Source organism: Nocardioides zeae, assembly GCF_030818655.1.
Lineage (GTDB): Bacteria > Actinomycetota > Actinomycetes > Propionibacteriales > Nocardioidaceae > Nocardioides > Nocardioides zeae_A.
In genome coordinates, this window is sequence record NZ_JAUTAN010000001.1 from 882,402 (window position 1) to 903,979 (window position 21,578).

Genomic DNA, 21,578 nt, shown 5'->3' on the forward strand with positions numbered 1-21,578 from the left:
GACGCCATGGGCAAGCAGGAAGACTTCGTTCTCCGTTCTCTCGAGGAGCGTGACGTCCGCTTCGTCCGGCTCTGGTTCACCGACGTGCTCGGTCACCTGAAGTCGGTCGCGGTCGCTCCCGCGGAGCTCGAGGGGGCCTTCTCCGAGGGCATCGGCTTCGACGGCTCGGCGATCGAGGGCTTCGCGCGGGTCTACGAGTCCGACATGCTGCTGCTGCCCGACGCGTCGACGTTCCAGATCCTCCCGTGGCGGGCGACGGGGCCGTCGACGGCGCGCATGTTCTGCGACGTCGTGATGCCGGACGGCAGCCCGTCGTTCGCGGACCCCCGGTTCGTGCTCAAGCGCAACCTCGCGGCGGCGGCGGAGAAGGGCTTCACCTTCTACACGCACCCCGAGATCGAGTTCTACCTCCTCAAGAACATCCCCGAGGTGGGCGTCGACCCGGTGCCGGTCGACCGCACGGGTTTCTTCGACCACACGCCGCAGTCGATGGGCTCCGACTTCCGCCGCGAGGCGATCACGATGCTCGAGGCCATGGGCATCTCGGTCGAGTTCAGCCACCACGAGGGCGGGCCCGGTCAGCAGGAGATCGACCTGCGGTACGCCGACGCGCTGAGCACCGCCGACAACATCATGACGTTCCGCACCGTCATCCGCGAGGTCGCGCTGAGCCAGGGCATCTGGGCGACCTTCATGCCGAAGCCGTTCACGACCCACCCGGGCTCCGGCATGCACACCCACCTGTCGCTGTTCGAGGGGGACCGCAACGCGTTCTTCGAGGCGGGCGCGGAATACCAGCTCTCGCGCACGGGCCGGCACTTCATCGCCGGGATCATGCGCCACGCCGGCGAGATCTCGGTGGTCACCAACCAGTGGGTGAACTCCTACAAGCGGCTGCTCTGGGGCGGCGAGGCGCCGTCCTACATCTGCTGGGGCCACAACAACCGCTCCGCGATGGTGCGCGTGCCGATGTACAAGCCGACCAAGAGCCAGTCGACGCGCGTCGAGCTGCGCACGCTCGACCCCGCCTGCAACCCCTACCTGGCCTACGCGGTGGTGCTCGCGGCCGGGATGAAGGGCATCGAGAACGAGTACGAGCTGCCCCGCGAGGCGGAGGACGACGTGTGGTCGTTGACCGAGCGCGAGCGCAAGAGCCTCGGCATCGACCCGCTCCCGACGACGCTGTCCGAGGCGATCGAGGTCGCCGACTCCTCCGAGCTGCTGGCCGAGGCGCTCGGTGAGCACGTCTACGACTTCTTCCTGCGCAACAAGCGCGCGGAGTGGGAGGAGTACCGCACGCAGGTCTCCGCCTTCGAGCGCGACCTCATGCTCCCGGTGATCTGAGTGCCGACCCTCCTCGTCGTCCAGCACCAGGCCGACTGCCCGGCCGCGCTGTTCGGGCCGTGGCTCCGCGAGGGCGGGGTGGAGCTCGACGTGCGACGCGTCGACGACCCGGCCGTCGTGCTGCCGACGCTGGAGGGGTACGCCGGGGTGCTCGTGCTCGGCGGCTCGCCGGGCGCGACGGACGACGAGGTCGCCCCGTGGCTGCCCGCGGTGCGGGCGCTCGTGCGGGAGGCGGCGGAGCGGGGCCTGCCGACGCTCGGCATCTGCCTGGGCCACCAGCTGGCCGCCGTCGCGCTGGGTGGCGCGGTCGACCGCAACGTGAACGGGCAGACGGTCGGCGTCACCCCCGTGGGCTGGACCGATGCGGCGGCGTCCGACCCGCTGTTCGCCGCCGTGGTCGCCGCCCGCCCGGAGCCGGTCGCCGTGCACTGGAACAACGACGTCGTGACCGCACTGCCCGCCGGTGCCGTCGTGCTGGCCCGCACGCCGGGTGGCGAGGTGCAGGCCGCCCGCCTCGCGCCGACCGTCTGGGGCGTGCAGCTCCACCCCGAGGCCGACCGTCCGGTCGTCGCGGCGTGGGCCGCCTCCGACGCGGAGGTCCACGCTGCCCGGGGGCTCGACCAGGCCGCCCTGCTCGACGCCGTCGAGGAGGCGCACGCCGCCCTCGCCGCGACCTGGCGGGTGCTCGCCCAGGGCTTCGCCGGGCTCGCCCGCTCCGCAGCCCTCCCCGGCGACGGGCGGGGGGCCTCGCTGTCGGAGGCGTCCTGACGTGGCCGGTGCCGTGACGGGGCGACCGCCGAGCCGGGGCGTCCTCCTGCGTGCCGGCTTCGCCGACGTGGACACCGCCGGCCAGCGGCTCGCGGGCCTGGGCGAGCGGGCCGGAGCCGTGCTGGGGATCCTCGGCCGCACCGCCGATCCCGACGTGGCCCTCGCCGGGCTGGTCCGCCTCGCCGAGCAGGTGGACGCGGAGGGGGTCGCCGGAGGCGCCGAGGCGCTCCTCGGCGCCGTGGCCGACGACGAGGGCACGGCCATGCGGCTGCTGTCCGTGCTGGGCGCGAGCACCGCGCTCGGCGACCACCTCGCGAAGCACCCGGGGCACTGGCGGGAGCTGACCGACCCGACGCTGGGCTCGACCCGTCCCGCGGCCTGGGCGATCCGCGAGGGCCTGCTGCGCGCGGTCGGGGCCGACCCGGCCGCGGCCGACCCGGTGGCGGACGTCAGCACCCCCGACCTGGACCGGGCCGCGCTGGACGGGCTGCGGGTGGAGTACCGGCGGTGGCTGCTCCGCCTCGCCGCCCGCGACCTGGCCCACCACCTCGGGGTCGACGACGTCGCGGCCGAGCTCTCCGACCTGGCCTCGGGCACCCTCGAGGCGGCCCTCGCGGTCGCCCGGGGCCGCGTGGGGGAGCAGGCCGCGACCGTGCGGTTGGCCGTCGTCGCGCTCGGCAAGTGCGGCGGGCACGAGCTCAACTACGTCTCCGACGTCGACGTCGTCTTCGTGCACGAGCCGGCCCGCGACGCGGCGGGTGAGCCCGTCGTCGGTGCGGACGCGGCGCTCCGCACGGCGAGCCGCCTCGCGTCGCAGCTCATGCAGGTCTGCTCCGACCACACGGGCGAGGGCACGATCTGGCCGGTCGACGCCAACCTCCGCCCGGAGGGCCGCCGCGGCACCCTGTCGCGCACGCTCGCGAGCCACGAGGCCTACTACGACCGGTGGGCCAGCACGTGGGAGTTCCAGGCCCTCCTCAAGGCCCGCCCGGTGGCGGGCGACGCGGCGCTGGGTGCGGCGTACCTGGAGATGGCCCAGGGCTTCGTCTGGCGGGCCGCGGAGCGGGAGAACTTCGTCACCGACGTGCAGGCCATGCGCCGCCGGGTGCTCGACCACATCCCCGCCCGAGAGGCGGAGCGCCAGCTCAAGCTCGGCTCCGGGGGGCTGCGCGACGTGGAGTTCGCGGTGCAGCTGCTCCAGCTCGTGCACGGCCGCTCCGACGAGCACGTGCGGATGCCGACGACGCTCAGTGCGCTCGCGGCGCTGACCAGCCGGGGCTACGTGGGCCTCGAGGACGGCACGGCGCTCCACGAGGCCTACGCGTTCCTGCGCACGCTGGAGCACCGGATGCAGCTGTGGCAGATGCGCCGCATCCACGTCGTGCCCGACGACGAGGCCGACGTGCGCCGTCTCGGCCGGTCGATGCACCACCTGCGCGAGCCGGTGACCGGGCTGGAGAAGGAGTGGCGCCACCACCGCCGCGAGGTGCGCCGGCTCCACGAGAAGCTGTTCTACCGGCCCCTGCTGGAGGCGGTCGCCCGCATCCCGGGCGAGGCGAGCCGCCTCTCGCCGGAGGCCGCGGAGCGTCGGCTCGCCGCGTTGGGCTACCTCGACCCGGCGGCGGCCCTGCGTCACCTCGAGGCGCTGACCGCCGGCGTGTCCCGCACGGCGGCCATCCAGCGCGCGCTGCTGCCCGCGCTGCTCGACTGGTTCGCGGACGCGCCCGACCCCGACGCGGGCCTGCTCGGCTTCCGCCGCATCTCGGAGAGCCTCGGCACCACACCGTGGTACCTGCGCACGCTGCGCGACGAGGGCGAGGTCGCCCACCGGCTGGCGCGGTTGCTGGCGACCTCGCGCTACGCGACCGACCTCCTCCAGCGGGAGCCCGAGGGCGTCCGCATCCTCGCCCAGGACCTGGCGCCCCTCTCGGCCGAGACGCTCACCACCGAGATGCTCGCGAGCGCCGGCCGCCACGACGACCTCGCGGGCGCGGTGCGCGCGATCCGCGGCGTACGGCGTCGGGAGCTGTTCCGCATCTCCGCCGGCGAGCTGCTCGAGGTCAACGACGTCGACACCGTCGGGGCCGCGCTGTCGCGACTGACCGACGCGACGCTCGAGGCGACCCTCCAGTCCGTCGTCGCGCGCCTCGTCGCGCAGCGGCGGCTGGACGGTGCGCCGACGCGCATGGCGGTGGTGGCGATGGGGCGGTACGGCGGCTTCGAGCTGTCCTACGGCTCGGACGCCGACGTCATGTTCGTGCACGACCCGGTGCCGGGCCGCGAGGACGAGGCCGGCGGCTTCGCCAAGGCCGTCGTCAGCGAGCTCCGCACCCAGCTCGGCGTCGCAGGCCCCGACCCGGCGCTGGAGGTCGACGCCGACCTGCGGCCCGAGGGCCGGCAGGGCGCCCTGGTGCGCACGTTGGACTCCTACGCGGCGTACTACTCCCGCTGGTCGCACGTCTGGGAGTTCCAGGCGCTGCTGCGCGCCGACGCGGTCGTCGGCGACGAGGACCTGCGGCGACGGTTCCACGAGCTCGTCGACCCGCTGCGGTTCCCGGCGGAGGGCATCGACGACGACGCCGTGGCGGAGGTACGCCGCATCAAGGCCCGCGTCGACACCGAGCGCCTGCCGCGGGGGGCCGACCCCGCCACCCACCTCAAGCTCGGGCGCGGCGGTCTCGCCGACATCGAGTGGACGGTGCAGCTGCTCCAGATGCGGCACGCGGGACAGGTGCCGGCGCTGCGCACCCCCCGCACGATCGAGGCCCTCGCCGCGGCCGAGGAGGCCGACCTCCTGGCCGCGGAGGACGCGGAGACGCTCGCCCAGGCGTGGCGCCTGGTGAGCCGCATGCGCAACGCCGTGACGCTGGTGCGGGGCAAGCCCGGCGACCAGCTGCCCCGCGACCCGCGGGAGCGCGCCGCGGTGGCGTCGGTGCTGGGCTACGGACCGGGTGAGGCGGACGCGCTCGTCAACGACCACCTCCGCACCACGCGCCACGCACGCGCCGTCGTCGACCGTGTCTTCTGGGAGTGAGGCGCGCCCGGCCGGCCTGACGTGGCGTCAGCACCAGCGCGCGGCGTTCGCCGCGGTGCAGGCCGACCAGCGCCGCAAGCGGATCGACGGGGTGCCCCTGCGCTCGTGGGTCGTCATGCCGCCGGGCTCGGGCAAGACCTACGTGGGCCTGGGGCTCGCCCAGCTGGCCCGTGAGGCGACCGGGGCGACGGTCGTCGTGCTCGTGCCGACGACCGCCGTGCAGGGGCAGTGGATCGCCGCCGCCGCCGACCTGGGCCTGGAGGCCTCGGCCCACCGTTCCGTCGCCGCCGCGGTGACGGTGCTGACGTTCCAGGCGGTGGCCCACCTCGTGCCGCCGACGGAGGAGCCCGACCCCGACCCGGCCGTCGACCCCGAGGGGGACCCGCTCGAGCTGCCGGAGGAGATCGACGGGATCGCCGACGCCGAGATCGGCGCGCGCCTGCACGAGAACGGCAGCGACCTCGTCGCGCGCCTCACCGAGCTCAGCCCGTTGCTGGTGATCCTCGACGAGGCGCACCACCTGCTCGAGGCCTGGGGATCCCTGCTGGTCGAGACCCTCGCCCACCTGGGCAACGCCAGCGTGGTGGCACTGACGGGCACGCCCCGCGGCGGGGTCGGCGGGGAGCAGCGGCTCGCGCTGACGACGTACTTCGGGTCGACGGCCTACCAGGCGAGCACCGTGGACCTGGTGCGGAAGGGCGACCTGGCGCCCTACGCCGAGCTGGCCTGGTTCACGGAGCCCACGGCGGCGGAGGTCACGTGGATGGGGGAGGCGCCGCTGCGCCTGGCCGAGCTCCTGGCGCTCCTCGAGGCCCCGGGGTTCGGGACCACGTCGCTGCGCGAGTGGCTGCGGAAGCGCTTCGTCACGCCGACGCGGTCGTGGCGGCGCCGGGTGTCGTGGTCGTCGCTCGCCGCCGCGGACCCGGCCGTCGCCGACGCCCTGCTGCGCCACGCCCACGCCCGTGAGGTGGAACTGCCGGGCGGGGCACGCCTCCGGCGCGAGCACCGTCGGCCCCCGACGATCGAGGACCGGATGCTGCTCGTCGACGACTGGCTGCGCCGCTGCATCGCGCCGAGCGACGACCCGCGGGACGCGGAGGTGCTGGCGGTCCTGCGCCGTACCCTGCCGGCGGTCGGCTGGGTGTGGACCCGCCACGGCGTGCGGCGCGGCCGGGAGATGGCCGACCGGGTGCTCGCACGGTCGGAGGCGAAGTCGGTGGCCTGCGTCGAGATCCTCCACCACACGCTCGGCGTGCTCGGGCCACGGATGCGGATGCTCGTGCTCACCGACCACGAGAGCGCGTCGTCGACCGTGCCGATGACCGTGCGCGGGGTCGTCGACGGCAAGGCGGGCTCCGCCTGGGCGGTGCTCGACGAGCTCACCCACGACCACGCGACCGACCTGCTCCACCCGGTGCTCGTCACCGGCCGCACCGTCGCGGGAACGCCCGCGGCCATGGCCGACCTCGCTGCGTTCGTGGCGGAGCGGGACCCCGGCCTGGGGGCGACGCTCCGGGTCGTGCCCGTGCCGCTGGCGAGCGCCGAGGCGGGGCGGGTGCCGCTCGCGCGGCTGGTCGGGGAGCGCCGGCCCGACGGGTCGCTGCCGTGGCAGGCGCACCGCTGGATCGGCGAGGTGACCGCCTTCCTCACCGCGGGCCGCACGCAGGTGCTCGTCGGCACCCGCAGCGTGCTCGGCGAGGGCTGGGACGCGCGGTGCGTGACCGGCGTCGTCGACCTCACGACCCCCACCACCCACCAGTCGGCCGTGCAGGTGCGCGGCCGGTCGCTGCGCACCGACCCGACGTGGCCCGAGAAGGTGGCGGTCAACTGGACCCCCGTCTGCGTCGCCGAGGGCCACCCGAGCGGGGCGCAGGACTGGGAGCGCCTGGTGGCGAAGCTGGAGGGGTACGTCGCGCCCCACCCCGCGGGCGGGCTCGACGTGGGCGCCGGGTCGCTGTGGTGGCCGCAGCCGTTCGACGGCGCGGCGCCGCCGGCCAGCCGCTTCGCCGAGCTCAACGCCACCGCGATGCGGCGCGCGGCGGACCTGGAGGGCATCCGGGACGCGTGGGCGACGGGGGAGCCCACCGGGGTGGGACGGCGCCGTGCGTCGGAGGGCGCCCTGCGGGGGTTCGTCACCCACCGCACCGTCGAGCTCCCGCCGCCGGGGACGGTGGTGGAGCCGCGGAGGCCGCCCGAGCGGCCCTCGATCCACCTGTCGATGCGCGGGGAATCGGTCTCCGGCGTCGTCTCGGAGACCATCGAGACCCTGCGGGCCGTCGCCCTGCGGCGGGTCGACCTGCGGCTCTACGGCGAGGACGTGCTCGACCACGCCCGCCGCGGGCCCGGCCTGCAGCACGTCGCCGGCGCCGTCGCGGACGGGCTGCTGGAGCTCGGCCTGACCCACGTCCCCGCCGACGACGCGGAGCTGGCGATCGGCGCGGACGGCTCCTACCACGCGGTCCTCCGCGGCGCGGGACCGTGGGAGCAGGACGTCTTCTCGGCCGCCCTGGCCGAGGCGATCGGCCCGCTGGAGGATGCCCGCTTCCTCGTCTCCGTGCCGCTGCTGTCGCCGCCGTCCGAGCGCGGCGACCCCCGGTCGGTGCGGCGCGCCGCCCGACGGGGCGAGGTGACGCACGACGACGAGGCCTGGTTCGCGGTCCCCTCGGTGATCGGGGACGACGCGGACCGCGCCGCGACGTACGCCGCCTGCTGGGCGCGCTGGACCGGCGGCCGCGACGTGGCCGTCGCCACCACGACCCCCGAGGGCGCCGGCGTGCTCGCCGCCCACGCCTGAGGGGCCGTTCGGATCCGACACTTTCCCCGGTCGACCGGGGAAAGTGTCACTTCGACCATCGAATTTGATGGTCAAAGCGGCTAGTTCCCCGGTCGACCGGGGAAAGTGACAGCGGGCCCCCCAGCGGGTTGGCCCCCTCTCAGGCGCGGATCGTAGGGTGGCCGATCGTGACCGACGCCGTGCTTCCCCCCGACGGCCCGCCGCAGCCGAGCCACCCCAGCCTCGCCACGGGCGCCGTGCCGGTGGCCGTGCCGCCGCCCGACGAGGGCGAGGACCACTGGGCCGACCTGCGCGAGGGGCACGGGCCCGCGACCGCGGCCGTCCCCGTCGACGCCTCGGCCGTCACCGTCCTCCTCGTCGCTCACGACGGTGCCACCTGGTTGCCGACGGTGCTCGACGCGCTGGCGCGGCAGACCGTGGCGGCGGGCGCGGTGCTGGCCGTCGACACGGGCAGCACCGACGGCAGCGGTGACCTGCTCGACGCCGCCCTCGGTCACGACAACGTCCTCGACCTGCCAGCGTCGACCCCGTTCGCCGAGGCCGTCGACGCCGCGCTCGGCCGCCTCGAGCAGGACGGGCGCGCGGACGGCTGGCTCTGGATCGTCCACGACGACGCCGCCCCCGCGCCCGACGCGCTCCAACGGCTGCTGGAGTGCGCCGAGCAGGAGGCCCTGGCCGGCACCCCCGTCGACGTCGTCGGCCCGAAGCTCCGCGAGTGGCCCTCCCTGAAGCGGCTCCTCGAGGTGGGCGTGACCATCAACGGCACCGGCCGTCGGGAGACGGGCCTGGAGCGGGGTGAGTACGACCAGGGCCAGTACGCCGCGACCCGCCACGTCCTGGCCGTCAACACCGCCGGGATGCTCGTGCGGCCCGGCCTGCTGCGCGACCTCGGGGGCTTCGAGCCCGCCCTGCCCGTGCTCGGCACGGACCTCGACCTCGGCTGGCGCGCCGCCTCCGCCGGTCGGCGCGTCGTGGTCGCGCCCGACGCGGTGGTCTTCCACGCCGAGGCCTCCCACCGCGGCCTCCGCAGCTCGACGCTCGTGGGCCGGCACCCGCACGAGGCCGAGCGCCGCGCCCACCTCCTCGTGCTGCTCGCGAACTCCTCGAGCCGGCGGTTCCTCAACTCCTACCTCCGTGTCGTGGTCGGCAGCCTCCTGCGCGCGCTCGGCTTCCTGCTCACCCGCCGACCGGGCGTCGCCGTCGACGAGGTCGTCGCGATGGCCGCGGTGTGTGCCCGGCCGGGCGAGCTGCGCCGCCTCCGTGCCGCGCGCAGGGCGAGCCGCACGGCCCCCGACGCCCAGGTGCGCCCGCTGCTCGCGCCCTGGTGGCTGCCCTTCCGCCACGGTCTCGACGGGGCGGGGGAGCTGCTCGGCTCGCTCACCACCCACGCCACCGACGTCGCGGACCGGCGCCGCGACGCCCGCGCCCGGGCCGAGCGCGAGCGTGCCGACGCGAGTCGCGCGGGCACGCGGGCCGCCTACCCCGGCGACCGCCCCGACCGCCCCGCGAGCGGCAGCGACGACGACGAGCTGGGGGCCGAGACCGGCTGGCTCGTGCGCTACCTGACCAGTCCTGTCGCCCTCGTGCTCACCGCCGTGGTGCTGCTCTGCCTGGTGGGCGCGCGGGAGGCGTTCGGTGCCGTCTCGGGCGGCGCGCTCGCGCCGGCGCCCGCGACGACGGGCGCGTGGTGGGACCTGCACCTCTCCTCGACCCACCCCCTCGGCACCGGCAGCGACGTGCCCGCCCCGGCCTACGTCGCGCTCCTCGCCCTGCTCGCCTGGCTCCTGCCGGGTGGACCCGCGGTCGCCGTCTCCGTGGTCCTCGTGCTCGCCGTCCCCGTCGCGCTCTGGGGCGCCTGGCGCCTGCTCGGCGTGGCGGCCCGGCTCGTCGACCCGCGGGGTGCGTCCCCGTGGCTGCTGGGGGTCGGCGCGACGACGTACGCCCTCGTCCCCGTCACCAGCGGCGCCTGGGGCGCGGGGCGGTTCGGCGTGGTCGTGGCCGCCGCGGTGCTGCCGTGGTTCGTGCACGCCGCCCTCGGCTTCGCCGACCCGGAGCGCGACCGGCGCTGGCGGGCGGGCTGGCGCTCGGGCCTGCTGCTCACGGTCGTCGTCGCGTTCGTGGCCGCCGCCTGGTGGCTGGTGCTCGGCGTGGTCGCCCTCGTCGCGGTGTTCGCCGTGGCCGTCGCCCGCGGCCGCCTGCTCGAGCGCTCGGTGCTCGGCGGGGTCGTGGCCCCCGTCGCCGTCATGCTCGCGACGCCCGCGGTGCTGCTGTCGCCCTGGCTCGTGCCGACCCTCCTGCAGGGTGACCTGGTCGCGCTCGTGGGCGAGGCGGGACGCCTGCCCTACGACGTGCTCAGCCCCACCGACGTGCTCACGGGGCACCTCGCCGACCACGCCGCCCCGGCCTGGACCGGCCTGCTGCTCGCCGCCCTCGCCCTGCTCGCGCTGCTGGTCCCCGCGACGCGCCTCGCCGTCGTCGGCTGCTGGGCCATCGCCCTGGCCGTCGCCGGCCCCGCCAGCCTCCTCGCGCTCCCGGTCTTCGAGCTCGCCGCCGGCGAGACCCCCGCGGCCGTCGGCTTCGTGGTCGTCGCGCTGCAGGGGGCCGCGGTGGTGGCGGTCGTGCTCGGCGCCCAGGGCGTCGGCCTGCTCGCCGCCGGCCGTCGCGACCGGCCCGACCGGCCCGACCGGCCCGACCGGCCCGACCGGGTACGCCGCGTGCGCACCGCCCTCGGCGTCGTCCCCGTCCTCGTGCTGGCGCTCGTGCCCCTCGCGGGCCTGGCGTGGTTCGTCGGCCCCGGCGCCGCGGTGGCGGACGACGACCGGGACCAGGCCATCCCGGCCTACATGGCGCAGCGCTCGGAGACCTCACCCTCCTACGGCGTGCTCGTGCTCGACGGCTCGGTGCGCACCGGCCTCACGTTCGAGGTCCGGCGGGAGGACGGCCTCCGCCTGGGCGAGGAGGAGATCGCGGGCCTCACCCCGGTCGACGAGACCATGCGGGAGGACGTGCGGACCCTCGTCTCGACGCCGAGCGCCGAGCAGCTCGACCGGCTGCGGGCGGCGGGCATCTCCTACATCGTGCTGCCCGCGCCGGCCGACCCGGCGATCCGCGCCGTGCTCGACTCGGTCGCCGGTCTGCAGCCCGCCTCGGCGGCCGACCCCGACACCCGGGCCTGGGAGCTCGTCGAGCAGCCCGCCGCCGACGCGGTCGACGACGGCTCGACGGGCGTCGGGCGCGCCCTGCTCCTGCTCGTGCAGGGCGTCGCGGTCGTCGTCGTGCTCGTGATGGCGGGCCCGAGCCTGCCGTCGCGGCCGGGTCGCGGCCGCACCCCCGGCGCCGCGTCCGCGGCGCCGTCCCGTGATCCCGAGGGGAGCGTCGCGTGAGCGAGGAGCAGGTCCGCCCGACCGGTCGGCGTCGAGCCGCTCCGGCCCAGCCCGGCCGCCGGCGCATCGACCCCGCGATCGTCGCCGCCGTCGTGCTGCCCCTGCTGGTCGCGCTCGCCGTCGCCGCCGTGCGGGTCGGTGCCCCGCAGCCGCCGGCGACCGCGCCCACCGCGGAGGCGCGCACGGCCTCGACCCTCGTCTGCCCGTCGGCCGGGGTGCTGGCCGGCACGGACGAGCCCGACACGGTCGTCCCCACCGACGGCGTCGTGCGCGTGGGCACGGGCCCGGACGCCGACGGGGACGTGACCGCGAGCCCGCTCGACACGCCCGCGGCCGCCGAGGACCTCGAGGACGCCGCCGACGTGGCGCTCGACGCCGGTGGCGCAGCCGCGGTCGACAGCGGCGCCGCCGTGGTGGTGCGCGGCTCCGGCGGGGCCGCGCCGGGTCTCGCCGCCGCCCGGTTCGACGCCTCGGGCGGGATCGGCACGACCTGCCGCACCCCCGATGTCGGCGGCTGGTTCGTCGGCCTCGGCGCCGGTGGGGAGCGTTCGAGCGTGCTCGAGCTGACCAACCCCGACCCGGGCTCGGCCGTCGCCCGCCTGTCGCTCTACGACGAGTCGGGACCCGTCGACGCCCCGGAGATCCGCTCGCTGGTCGTCGGGACGGGCGAGACCCGCCGCCTCGACCTGGCGGAGCTCGTGCCGACCCTCGGCGACCTCGCCGTGCACGTGGACGTGGCCCGCGGTCGTCTCGGCATCGCCGCCCTGCAGACCATGCAGCCGCTCGACGGGTCGCGCGGCGGCACGACCTGGGCCCCGCTGGTCGCCGAGCCCACCACCGAGGCGACGATCCTGGGCCTGCCCGGTGACGGGGCGACGGCGCGCACCCTGCTCGTGGCCAACCCCGGCGACGCCCCGACCCGGATCGACGTGGACGTCCTGGGGACGTCCGGCCCGGTCCGCCCGACCAGCCTCGCCGACGGGCTCGTCGTCGCGCCGGGCGCGGTCGCCACGCTCGACCTGACGGACGTGCTGGGCGAGGCCCTCGCCGAGGGCGGCGGAGGAGCCTCCGGCGTGCGCGTCACCTCCGGCACCGCGGTGGTCGCGAGCCTGCGCTCCGGCGCCGGTGCCGCCGAGGTCGGCTCCGTCACGACCGCGCCGGTCCCGACCGACGTCGCGTCCGGCGCGCTCACCGGCGTGCTGCCCGACGGGGCGGGCGCGCGGCGCCTGGTGCTCGACTCCCGGGCGCCGGGCGAGGTCGCCGTGCCCGTGGTGGCACGCAGTGCGTCCGGCGACGTGCTGCTCGAGCAGGACGTGACGCTCGGGGCCGGGGCTGCGACCGCCCTCGACCTGCCGGAGGGCACGGCCCGCGTCGACGTCGCGCCCACCGACCCGCGCGTCGACGTGCGCGCCGCGCTCGTCACGGGGGCCGGTTCGCGGGCCTCCGTGCTGGCCCTGGTGCCGACCATCACCACCGACCTCGTGCCCACCGCCCGGCGCGCCTGGCAGTGAGACCGGCGGGGCTCAGGCGTCGGGGTCGTAGTCCGGGTCGACGGTCTCGGGGCTGACGCCCAGCAGCTCGGCGAGCTGCTCGGTGGCGACCCGCCGCACGAGCTCCTCGAGGTCGAGCCGGGTCTCGCTGCGCCGCTCCAGGGGGCGGCGGAAGAACACGACCCGCGGCGGGTGGTCGGCGGTCGCCGGCACGACGGAGGCGAGGGGCGCCTCGTCCGTCCACCCGTCGGGGAGGAGCGGCATCTCCTCGACGACGTACTCCAGCTCGCCGAGCTCCGCCCGCCAGGGCGCGTCGACGTGCCCCACGACCCCCAGCACGATGCGGTCGAAGCGCTGGCTGCGCGTGGGCCGCGGGTCGCGCAGGCCGGGGGAGGGGGCGAGGCCGGGGCCGCGTCCGCCGCGCCCGTGCCGGTCGCGCCGCCGGGGTCGGTACGCCGCGGGCGTGTCCTCCGGCCCGGGTCCCGGTCCCGTCGCGGGCACCGCCCCCGGGACGTCCCCGTGCTGCGTCACCGACATCTCCTCTCGTCGGCCGCGAGCCTAGTCCGGTGGCGACCGACGACGGCGTACGGTGCTCCCCGTGAGGTCAGCCCGTCGTTGTTCGCGCACCGCCTGCGGTCGTCCCGCGGCCATGACGCTGACGTACGTCTACTCCGACCAGACCGCCGTGCTCGGGCCGCTGTCGACGACGGCGGAACCGCACGCCTACGACCTGTGCGAGCAGCACTCCGAGCGGCTCTCGGCCCCGCGCGGGTGGGAGGTGCTCCGGCTCGCCAGCGTGCCGTCGGCGCCGGTCCACACCGACGACGACCTGCTCGCGCTCGCCGACGCGGTGCGCGAGGCCGCGGTGCGCCCGGCCTCCCCGACGTCGCGGCCCCCGCACGTCGTGCCGCACGACCGTCCGACGTACGCCGAGGAGGACCCCCGCGGGAGCCGTCCCGGTCCGCCCGGACGCCCCGAGCGCGGCGAGCGCCGCGGTCACCTCCGCGTGCTGGAGACGGACCCCACACCGCGCTGAGCGACGACCCGGCCGGGAGCTGCCCCGGTCGGCCCCCGGTGCCGCGGTGCATGCCCTAGGCTCCTCGCCATGGCGCCCAGCGGATCGCTCTCCCCGTCCAACCTCGCCGCCGTCTTCAAGGCCTACGACGTCCGGGGCACCGTCCCCGACCAGCTCGACGAGGAGTTCGCCCGCCGGGTGGGCGCCGCGTTCGTGCAGGTCACCGGTGCGCCCACCGTCGTCGTCGGCCACGACATGCGGCCCTCCTCGCCCGGCATGGCCGGCGCCTTCGCGCAGGGCGCGGCCGACCAGGGCGCCGACGTCGTCCTCATCGGCCTGGCCTCGACCGACCAGCTCTACTTCGCCTCGGGCCACCTGGGCCACGCGGGCGCGATGTTCACCGCGAGCCACAACCCGGCGCAGTACAACGGCATCAAGATGTGCCGGGCCAACGCCGTGCCGATCGGCACCGAGACCGGCCTCTCCGAGATCCGCGACCTCGTCGCCGGGGACGAGCCCGCCCCCGCCGCCCGCACCGGCAGCATCTCCGAGCACGACGTGCTCGCGGCGTACGCCGCGCACGTGCTCTCCCTGGCCCCCGTCGGCGGTCGGAAGCTCAAGGTCGTCGTCGATGCCGGCAACGGCATGGCGGGCCTCACGGCGCCGGCCGTCTTCGAGCGCCTCGAGGACGTCGTGGACCTGGTCCCGATGTACTTCGAGCTCGACGGGTCCTTCCCCAACCACGAGGCCAACCCCATCGACCCGGAGACCCTGGTGGACCTCCAGGCCCGCGTGCTCGAGGAGCGGGCGGACATCGGTCTCGCCTTCGACGGCGACGCCGACCGCTGCTTCCTGGTCGACGAGCAGGGCCGCGCGATCTCGCCCTCGACGCTGACGGCGCTCATCGCCGACCGCGAGCTCGCCCGCGTCCCGGGGTCCAACGTCATCCACAACCTCATCACGTCGAAGGCCGTGCCCGAGATCGTGTCCGAGAAGGGTGGCACCCCGGTGCGCACCCGCGTGGGCCACTCCTACATCAAGGCCACCATGGCCGAGACCGACGCGGTCTTCGGCGGCGAGCACTCGGGCCACTTCTACTTCCGCGACTTCTGGCGCGCCGACTCCGGCATGCTCGCCGCGCTCCACGCGCTGTCCGCGCTCGCGGGCACCGACGTGCCGCTGTCGCAGCTGCTGGCCGACTACGACCGCTACCCCATGAGCGGCGAGATCAACTCCACCGTGGCCGACCAGCAGGCGGTGCTCACGCAGCTGGAGGAGACGTACGGCGCGCAGGACGGCGTCACGATCGACAAGCTCGACGGTCTCACCGTCGACGGCGGCGACTGGTGGTTCAACGTCCGCGCCTCCAACACCGAGCCGCTGCTGCGCCTCAACGTGGAGGGCAAGGACGAGGCCACGATGATCGACGTGCGCGACCGCGTGCTGGCGGTGATCCGCGGATGAGCGCCTCCATCGACCCGACGCTGCGCCGCATCATCGTCTGCCCCAACTGCCGCGGCGAGCTGGTCGACGGCCCCACCGATGGCCCCACCGGCACCGACGGCGACGAGCTGGTCTGCGTGGACTGCGGCTACGGCTACCCCGTCCGCGACGGCATCCCGGTGCTGCTCGTCGACGAGGCGCGCCGGGCCTGAGGCGGGTCCCGCCGTGTGGTTCGACGAGTCCCGCCTCGACGACGAGCGCGCGCTGGCCGGGATCGACCCCCTCCTGCGGTCGCTCGCCGAGGCCGGGTCCCGCGTGCGCCGCGAGGCGCAGGCCGCGCTCGACCTCGCGCCGGAGAAGGTGCACGAGGCACGGTCCCGCCCGCGCCCGCGGGCGGTGGTGGTCGCCGGCACGGGATCCCGGCTCCTGCGGGACGTGCTCGAGGGCAGCTGCCCCGTGCCGTTCGTCGCGTGGCCCGGCCCCGGCCTGCCCGGCTGGGTGGGCTCCCTCGACCTCGTCGTGATGCTCGCCCCGGCGGGCTCCGACGTGCCGGCGGCCGCCGCGGTGGCCGAGGCGGTACGGCGCGGCGCCGACGTGCTCGTCGCCTGCCCGCCCGCCTCGCTCGTGGCCGAGCACGCGGTCGGACGCGACGTGCTCGTGCTCCCGGTGGGCACGGGCGACCCCCTGGCGGTGGCGGTCGTGGTGCTCGACCTCCTGGCCTCCGCGGGCCTGGGCCGGGCCGCCGACGCCGACGACGTCGCCGCGGCGCTCGACGACGTGGCCGTGCGCTGCTCGCCCCACCGCGACATCGCGGCCAACCCGGCCAAGGAGGTCGCGCTCGGGCTGGCGGACGCCCAGCCGGTGCTCTGGGGCGGCAGCGCCCTGGCCGCGCGGGCGGCGCGTCGCGTGGCCGAGGAGCTGCGGCGCGTCACCGGTCGCTCCGTCCTGGCGGACGACGCCGAGGAGGTGCTGCCCGTCGTCGAGGCCGCCCGGCCCCGCGACGTCTTCGCCGACCCGTTCACCGACGGGGGAGCGGTGGCCCGCCCGACGCTCGTGGTGCTCGACGACGGCGACGAGGCGGCGGTCGTGCGGGAGCAGGCGGGCCGGCTCCGTGCGGCGGCCGCCGCCCACGACGTGCGCGTCGTGGAGATCGGGAGCGACGCCCGCAGCGACGTCGCCCGTCACGCCTCGCTCATCCTGCAGGGACGCTACGTGGCGGCGTACCTGGGCCTCGGGCTGGTCCCCGACTGACCGGGAACGCTCTAGAGTCCTCCCGTGACGATCTCGCGGACGCTCTCGATCCCCGCCGGTGACCGATGAGCGGCGGTCTGTTCGCCCTGCTCGACGACGTGGCGGCGCTGGCGCGCCTCGCGGCGGCCTCGGTGGACGACGTCGGTGCCGCCGCCGGCCGCGCGAGCGTCAAGGCGGCCGGGGTGGTCGTGGACGACACGGCGGTGACGCCGCAGTACGTCCAGGGCGTCGCGGCCGAGCGCGAGCTGCCGATCGTCAAGCGCATCGCCATCGGCTCGCTGCGCAACAAGATCCTCGTCATCCTGCCGCTGGCCCTGCTGCTGAGCCAGTTCCTGCCGTGGCTGCTCACCCCCATCCTGATGGCCGGCGGGGCCTTCCTCTGCTTCGAGGGCGCCGAGAAGATCTGGGGCAAGGTCGCGGGCCACGACCACCACGCCGAGAAGACGGTCGAGGCCGGCCCGGACGCCGAGAAGACCCTGGTCGCCGGCGCCATCCGCACCGACCTCATCCTCTCCGCCGAGATCATGGTCATCTCCCTCAACGAGGTGGCGGACGAGCCCTTCCTGGCCCGCCTCGCCATCCTGCTGGTGGTCGCGGTCGGCATCACCGTGCTCGTCTACGGCGTCGTGGCCCTCATCGTGAAGATGGACGACGTGGGCCTGGCCCTCGCGCAGCGCTCCTCGGCGGTGGCGCAGAAGGTCGGCACCGGTCTCGTCCGTGCCATGCCGGGCCTGCTGGCCGCCATCGGCGTCGTCGGCACCGCCGCGATGCTCTGGGTCGGCGGCCACATCCTGCTCGTCGGCGCGGACGACTTGGGCTGGCACGCGCCGTACGAGGTCGTGCACCACCTCGAGGTGGCCGTCCACGACGCGCTCGGCGCCGTCGGCGCGGTCGCCGGCTGGATCGTCAACACCGCGCTGTCCGCCGTGGTCGGTCTCGTCGTCGGCGCGCTCGTCGTGGTCGTCGTCCACCTCGTGGGTCGCGTGCGTCACGCGGATTCCTGAATCGCGCGGACGGCGGCCTACGCTGGTCGGGTCCGCGTCGGGAGATCCCGGAGATGCGCAGATGCGCAGGCGCGTGGCTCTGGCTCCACCCGTTCGAGGAGACACACCGATGGACTTCAAGGTCGCCGACCTCTCCCTGGCCGCCTTCGGCCGCAAGGAGATCGAGCTCGCCGAGCACGAGATGCCCGGCCTGATGGCGATGCGCGAGCGCTTCGGCGACGCGCAGCCGCTCCAGGGCGCCCGGATCGCCGGGTCGCTGCACATGACCGTCCAGACGGCGGTGCTGATCGAGACGCTCGCCGCGCTCGGTGCCGACATCCGCTGGGCCACCTGCAACATCTTCTCCACCCAGGACCACGCCGCGGCCGCGGTCGTCGTCGGGCCCCCCGCCAAGGGCGGCACGCCGGAGGACCCGCAGGGCGTCCCCGTCTTCGCGTGGAAGGGCGAGTCCCTGGCGGAGTACTGGGACGAGGCCGAGAAGGTCTTCGACTTCGCCGAGGGCGGCCCCAACATGCTGCTCGACGACGGCGGCGACATCACGCTGCTGCTGCACAAGGGCGTGGAGTTCGAGAAGGCCGGCGTCGTGCCGCCGCTCGACTCGACCGACAACGAGGAGTACAAGGAGGTCCTCCGGGTCCTCGCGCGCTCCCTCGAGGCCGACCCGCAGCGCTGGACGAAGCGCGCCCCGATGGTCAAGGGCGTCTCCGAGGAGACCACGACGGGCGTGCTCCGGCTCTACGAGCGCTTCAAGGAGGGCTCGCTGCTCTTCCCGGCGATCAACGTCAACGACTCGGTCACCAAGAGCAAGTTCGACAACAAGTACGGCTGCCGCCACTCCCTCATCGACGGCATCAACCGCGCCACCGACGTGATGATCGGCGGCAAGGTCGCGGTCGTGTGCGGCTACGGCGACGTCGGCAAGGGCTCCGCGGAGTCGCTCCGCGGCCAGGGCGCGCGCGTCATCGTCACCGAGATCGACCCGATCTGCGCCCTGCAGGCGGCGATGGACGGCTACGAGGTCAAGCGCCTCGAGTCCGTCGTCGAGATCGCCGACATCTTCGTGACGACGACGGGCAACTTCAACATCATCCGCACCGAGCACTTCGAGCGGATGAAGCACCAGGCCATCGTCGGCAACATCGGTCACTTCGACAACGAGATCGACATGGCCGGCCTGGCGAAGATCCCCGGCATCGTCAAGGACGAGATCAAGCCGCAGGTCCACCAGTGGATCTTCGCCGACGGCAAGAAGATCATCGTGCTGTCCGAGGGCCGGCTGCTCAACCTGGGCAACGCGACCGGCCACCCGTCGTTCGTGATGAGCAACTCCTTCACCAACCAGGTGCTGGCGCAGATCGAGCTGTTCAGCAAGGCGGACGAGTACGAGCTCGGCGTCCACGTGCTCCCCAAGCACCTCGACGAGGAGGTCGCCCGGCTGCACCTCGACGCCCTCGGCGTCGAGCTCACCGAGCTGACCAAGGAGCAGGCGGCCTACCTGGGCGTCGACGTGGCCGGCCCCTACAAGTCGGACCACTACCGCTACTGAGGCCCCGGACCCCGGCTGGTCCACCTCTGCTCCACCCCCGCTCCACCCCCACGACCGCCGTCCCCGCACCTGCGGGGACGGCGGTTGTCATACTTGACCGGTGACCAGCAACGAGCGCGCTGCCTCCGGCACCGCCGACCCCGACAGCCGTGGGCGGGTGCTCGTCGTCGACGACGACGCGTCGCTGGCGGAGATGCTCACCATCGTGCTGCGCCAGGAGGGGTTCGAGCCGGCCGTCTGCCTGCGGGGTGACGAGGCGCTCGCCGCGGTGCGGGAGTTCCGTCCCGACGTGCTCCTCCTCGACGTCATGCTGCCCGGCAAGGACGGCATCGAGGTCTGCCGCGAGGTGCGCGCCGAGTCGGGCGTGCCCATCGTGATGCTGACCGCGAAGGGCGACACCGTCGACGTCGTCGTCGGTCTCGAGTCGGGCGCGGACGACTACGTCGTGAAGCCCTTCAAGCCCAAGGAGCTCGTGGCCCGCATCCGGGCGCGCGTCCGCCGCCTCGACGCCCCGGTGCAGGAGACCCTCGCCATCGGCGACCTCACCATCGACGTCGCCGGGCACCAGGTGACGCGGCGCGACGAGGTCATCAGCCTGACGCCGCTGGAGTTCGACCTCCTCGTGTGCCTCGCCCGCAAGCCGTGGCAGGCGTTCAGCCGCGAGGTCCTCCTCGAGGAGGTGTGGGGCTACCGGCACGCGGCCGACACCCGCCTCGTCAACGTGCACGTGCAGCGGCTGCGCTCCAAGGTCGAGCACGACCCCGAGCGTCCCGAGATCGTCCTGACGGTGCGCGGCGTGGGCTACAAGGCAGGGCCGTCCTGACCCCGTGCTGACGCCCCACCTGGCCCCGCTGACGCACCGGCTGACGCACCGGCTGACGCGTCGACCCCAGGCCTCGGCCTCCGGGGTCGGGATCGGCGCGGCGGTCGGTCGCGCGCTGACGGTGTGGCGACGCTCGGTGTCCGCCCGCGTCGTCGTCTCGACCGTGCTGCTCTCGACGGTGGTGGTGGGAGCCGTGAGCTGGCTGCTCGTGGTGCAGGTGCGTGACGGCCTGCTCGACGACCGGGTGCGCTCCGCGACCGCCGAGGCCGAGACCGAGACCGTGCAGGCGGTGGACCGGCTCGTCGGCGGCTCGGACTTCGACGTCGCCAGCCAGCTCGAGCTGGTGGCCGCACCGCTCAGCCAGCGTGGCGCCGTGCGCGGCTACGAGGTGCTCGTGGCCCGCTCCGATGCCGACCCGGCCAGCGACCTGACGACCAGCGGCTCCATCTCCTCGCCCGACCTCGACCTGACGAGCGTGCCGCGCTCGCTCCGCGAGCACTTCACGAGCAGCACCCAGCTCGCCTGGGCCTGGACCAGCCTGCGCACGACGGGCGACGGGACCACCTCCGAGGTGCCGGGCATCGTGGTCGGCACGCAGGTGCAGCTCCCGGCCGACGGCCGCCCCTACACGCTCTACCTGCTGTTCCCCATGGAGCAGGAGCAGGAGACCCTCGCCCTGGTGACCCGGTCGGTGCTCGTCGCCGACGCGCTCCTCGTGGTGCTCATCGGCGGTGTCACCTACCTCGTCGCCCGTCAGGTCGTCACCCCGATCCGGCTCGCCCGCAAGGTGGCCGAGCGCCTCGCCGCGGGACGCCTCCAGGAGCGGCTGCGGGTGTCCGGGCAGGACGACCTCGCCCGCCTCGCGTCGTCCTTCAACCAGATGGCCTCCAACCTCCAGCGCCAGATCCAGCAGCTCGAGGAGCTCAGCCGGGTGCAGCGCCGCTTCGTCGCGGACGTCTCCCACGAGCTCCGCACCCCGCTGACGACGGTGCGCATGGCCGGCGACATGCTCCACGACGCCCGCACCGACTTCGACGCGCCCACCGCCCGCGCCGCCGAGCTGCTGCAGGTCGAGCTCGACCGCTTCGAGCGGCTCCTCGGCGAGCTCCTCGAGATCAGCCGGTACGACGCGGGCGCGGTCGCCCTCGAGGTCGAGGACGTCGACCTGCGCGACGTGGTCGAGCGGGTCGTCCGCCAGACCGCGACCGTGGCCGCGGGCTCGGGCGTCGAGGTCGACGTGCGCGAGCCCGGGCGGCCCTGCGTGTGCGCGGCGGACGGGCGGCGCATCGAGCGGATCGTGCGCAACCTCGTGACCAACGCGATCGACCACGCGGAGTCGCGCGACGTCGTCATCACCGTCGACGCGGACGAGCACAGCGCGGCCATCGCCGTGCGCGACTACGGCGTGGGGCTCGCGCCGGGGGAGTCGGCCATGGTGTTCAACCGGTTCTGGAGGGCCGACCCGGCCCGCGCCCGCACCTCGGGCGGCACGGGCCTCGGCCTGTCGATCGCGCTCGAGGACGCCCACCTCCACGGCGGCTGGCTCCAGGCGTGGGGCACCCCCGGCGGGGGAGCCCAGTTCCGGCTGACGCTGCCCCGCCACTCCGGCGACCAGGTGCGGCACAGCCCGATCCCGCTCCTCCCGGCGGACGCGGAGCCGGTCCGGTGAGGGCGGACGCGCGC

General features: G+C 75.3%; 15 protein-coding genes. 14 read left to right on the forward strand and 1 reads right to left on the reverse strand.

Features of this window, described 5'->3' with window-relative positions; translation table 11 throughout:
• Positions 1-6 precede the first annotated feature (6 nt).
• The 6 genes from QE405_RS04220 to QE405_RS04245 all read left to right on the forward strand — a co-directional run bounded on the left by QE405_RS04220 (position 7) and on the right by QE405_RS04245 (position 12,834).
• Positions 7-1,344, forward strand: a complete 1,338-nt coding sequence (locus tag QE405_RS04220; RefSeq protein WP_307198962.1) for a glutamine synthetase family protein — start codon at positions 7-9, stop codon at positions 1,342-1,344.
• Positions 1,345-2,112 carry a type 1 glutamine amidotransferase gene (locus QE405_RS04225; protein ID WP_307198963.1) on the forward strand — a complete coding sequence of 256 codons (768 nt, stop codon included), beginning with the start codon at positions 1,345-1,347 and terminating at the stop codon, positions 2,110-2,112. It abuts the gene before it with no gap.
• 1 nt (position 2,113) lies between these two features.
• Positions 2,114-5,146: a bifunctional [glutamine synthetase] adenylyltransferase/[glutamine synthetase]-adenylyl-L-tyrosine phosphorylase gene (locus tag QE405_RS04230; protein WP_307198964.1), complete on the forward strand. Its 3,033-nt coding sequence runs from the start codon at positions 2,114-2,116 to the stop codon at positions 5,144-5,146.
• Complete coding sequence (locus tag QE405_RS04235; RefSeq protein WP_307198965.1) at positions 5,130-7,940, forward strand: DEAD/DEAH box helicase family protein; 2,811 nt, start codon at positions 5,130-5,132, stop codon at positions 7,938-7,940. The genes QE405_RS04230 and QE405_RS04235 overlap by 17 nt, the downstream gene beginning before the upstream one ends.
• Before the next feature lie 167 nt (positions 7,941-8,107).
• Positions 8,108-11,323: a glycosyltransferase family 2 protein gene (locus tag QE405_RS04240; RefSeq protein WP_307198966.1), complete on the forward strand. Its 3,216-nt coding sequence runs from the start codon at positions 8,108-8,110 to the stop codon at positions 11,321-11,323.
• A complete protein-coding gene (locus QE405_RS04245) occupies positions 11,320-12,834 on the forward strand; it encodes a DUF5719 family protein (RefSeq protein WP_307198967.1) in 1,515 nt (504 codons plus the stop codon). The genes QE405_RS04240 and QE405_RS04245 overlap by 4 nt, the downstream gene beginning before the upstream one ends.
• 12 nt (positions 12,835-12,846) lie before the next feature.
• On the opposite strand, the gene QE405_RS04250 is transcribed toward QE405_RS04245, so the two are convergent.
• The gene (locus QE405_RS04250) at positions 12,847-13,344 is read right to left on the reverse strand and encodes a metallopeptidase family protein (protein ID WP_307198968.1); all 498 of its coding nucleotides are present in this window, start codon (positions 13,342-13,344) and stop codon (positions 12,847-12,849) included.
• A gap of 118 nt (positions 13,345-13,462) precedes the next feature.
• On the opposite strand from QE405_RS04250, the gene QE405_RS04255 reads away from it, so the two are divergent.
• The 8 genes from QE405_RS04255 (at position 13,463) to mtrB (ending at position 21,564) form a co-directional block, all read left to right on the forward strand.
• The gene (locus QE405_RS04255; RefSeq protein ID WP_373459480.1) at positions 13,463-13,849 is read left to right on the forward strand and encodes a DUF3499 family protein; all 387 of its coding nucleotides are present in this window, start codon (positions 13,463-13,465) and stop codon (positions 13,847-13,849) included.
• A gap of 69 nt (positions 13,850-13,918) precedes the next feature.
• On the forward strand, positions 13,919-15,292 hold the full coding sequence (locus tag QE405_RS04260; RefSeq protein WP_307198970.1) for a phosphomannomutase/phosphoglucomutase: 1,374 nt from the start codon (positions 13,919-13,921) through the stop codon (positions 15,290-15,292).
• Positions 15,289-15,483 (forward strand): Trm112 family protein, encoded by a 195-nt coding sequence (locus QE405_RS04265; RefSeq protein WP_307198971.1) that lies wholly within the window; start codon positions 15,289-15,291, stop codon positions 15,481-15,483. Before QE405_RS04260 ends, QE405_RS04265 begins: the two co-directional genes overlap by 4 nt.
• A gap of 13 nt (positions 15,484-15,496) precedes the next feature.
• Complete coding sequence (locus QE405_RS04270; protein WP_307198972.1) at positions 15,497-16,522, forward strand: SIS domain-containing protein; 1,026 nt, start codon at positions 15,497-15,499, stop codon at positions 16,520-16,522.
• A gap of 65 nt (positions 16,523-16,587) precedes the next feature.
• Complete coding sequence (locus QE405_RS04275) at positions 16,588-17,526, forward strand: DUF808 domain-containing protein (RefSeq protein WP_307198973.1); 939 nt, start codon at positions 16,588-16,590, stop codon at positions 17,524-17,526.
• A 109-nt stretch (positions 17,527-17,635) separates the two neighbouring features.
• Complete coding sequence (ahcY, locus tag QE405_RS04280) at positions 17,636-19,072, forward strand: adenosylhomocysteinase (RefSeq protein WP_307198974.1); 1,437 nt, start codon at positions 17,636-17,638, stop codon at positions 19,070-19,072.
• 100 nt (positions 19,073-19,172) lie between these two features.
• On the forward strand, positions 19,173-19,895 hold the full coding sequence (gene mtrA, locus QE405_RS04285) for an MtrAB system response regulator MtrA (protein ID WP_307198975.1): 723 nt from the start codon (positions 19,173-19,175) through the stop codon (positions 19,893-19,895).
• Positions 19,896-19,899: 4 nt separating this feature from the next.
• A complete protein-coding gene (gene mtrB / locus QE405_RS04290; RefSeq protein ID WP_307198976.1) occupies positions 19,900-21,564 on the forward strand; it encodes an MtrAB system histidine kinase MtrB in 1,665 nt (554 codons plus the stop codon).
• Positions 21,565-21,578 lie beyond the last annotated feature (14 nt).

What these genes read in the sequence shown, in the direction of transcription:
- QE405_RS04220 (WP_307198962.1), top strand. Translation starts at nt 7, where the DNA reads ATGGGCAAGCAGGAAGACTTCGTTCTCCGTTCTCTCGAGGAGCGTGAC.
- QE405_RS04255 (WP_373459480.1), top strand. Translation starts at nt 13,463, where the DNA reads ATGACGCTGACGTACGTCTACTCCGACCAGACCGCCGTGCTCGGGCCG.
- QE405_RS04260 (WP_307198970.1), top strand. Translation starts at nt 13,919, where the DNA reads ATGGCGCCCAGCGGATCGCTCTCCCCGTCCAACCTCGCCGCCGTCTTC.
- QE405_RS04265 (WP_307198971.1), top strand. Translation starts at nt 15,289, where the DNA reads ATGAGCGCCTCCATCGACCCGACGCTGCGCCGCATCATCGTCTGCCCC.
- QE405_RS04275 (WP_307198973.1), top strand. Translation starts at nt 16,588, where the DNA reads ATGAGCGGCGGTCTGTTCGCCCTGCTCGACGACGTGGCGGCGCTGGCG.
- ahcY (WP_307198974.1), top strand. Translation starts at nt 17,636, where the DNA reads ATGGACTTCAAGGTCGCCGACCTCTCCCTGGCCGCCTTCGGCCGCAAG.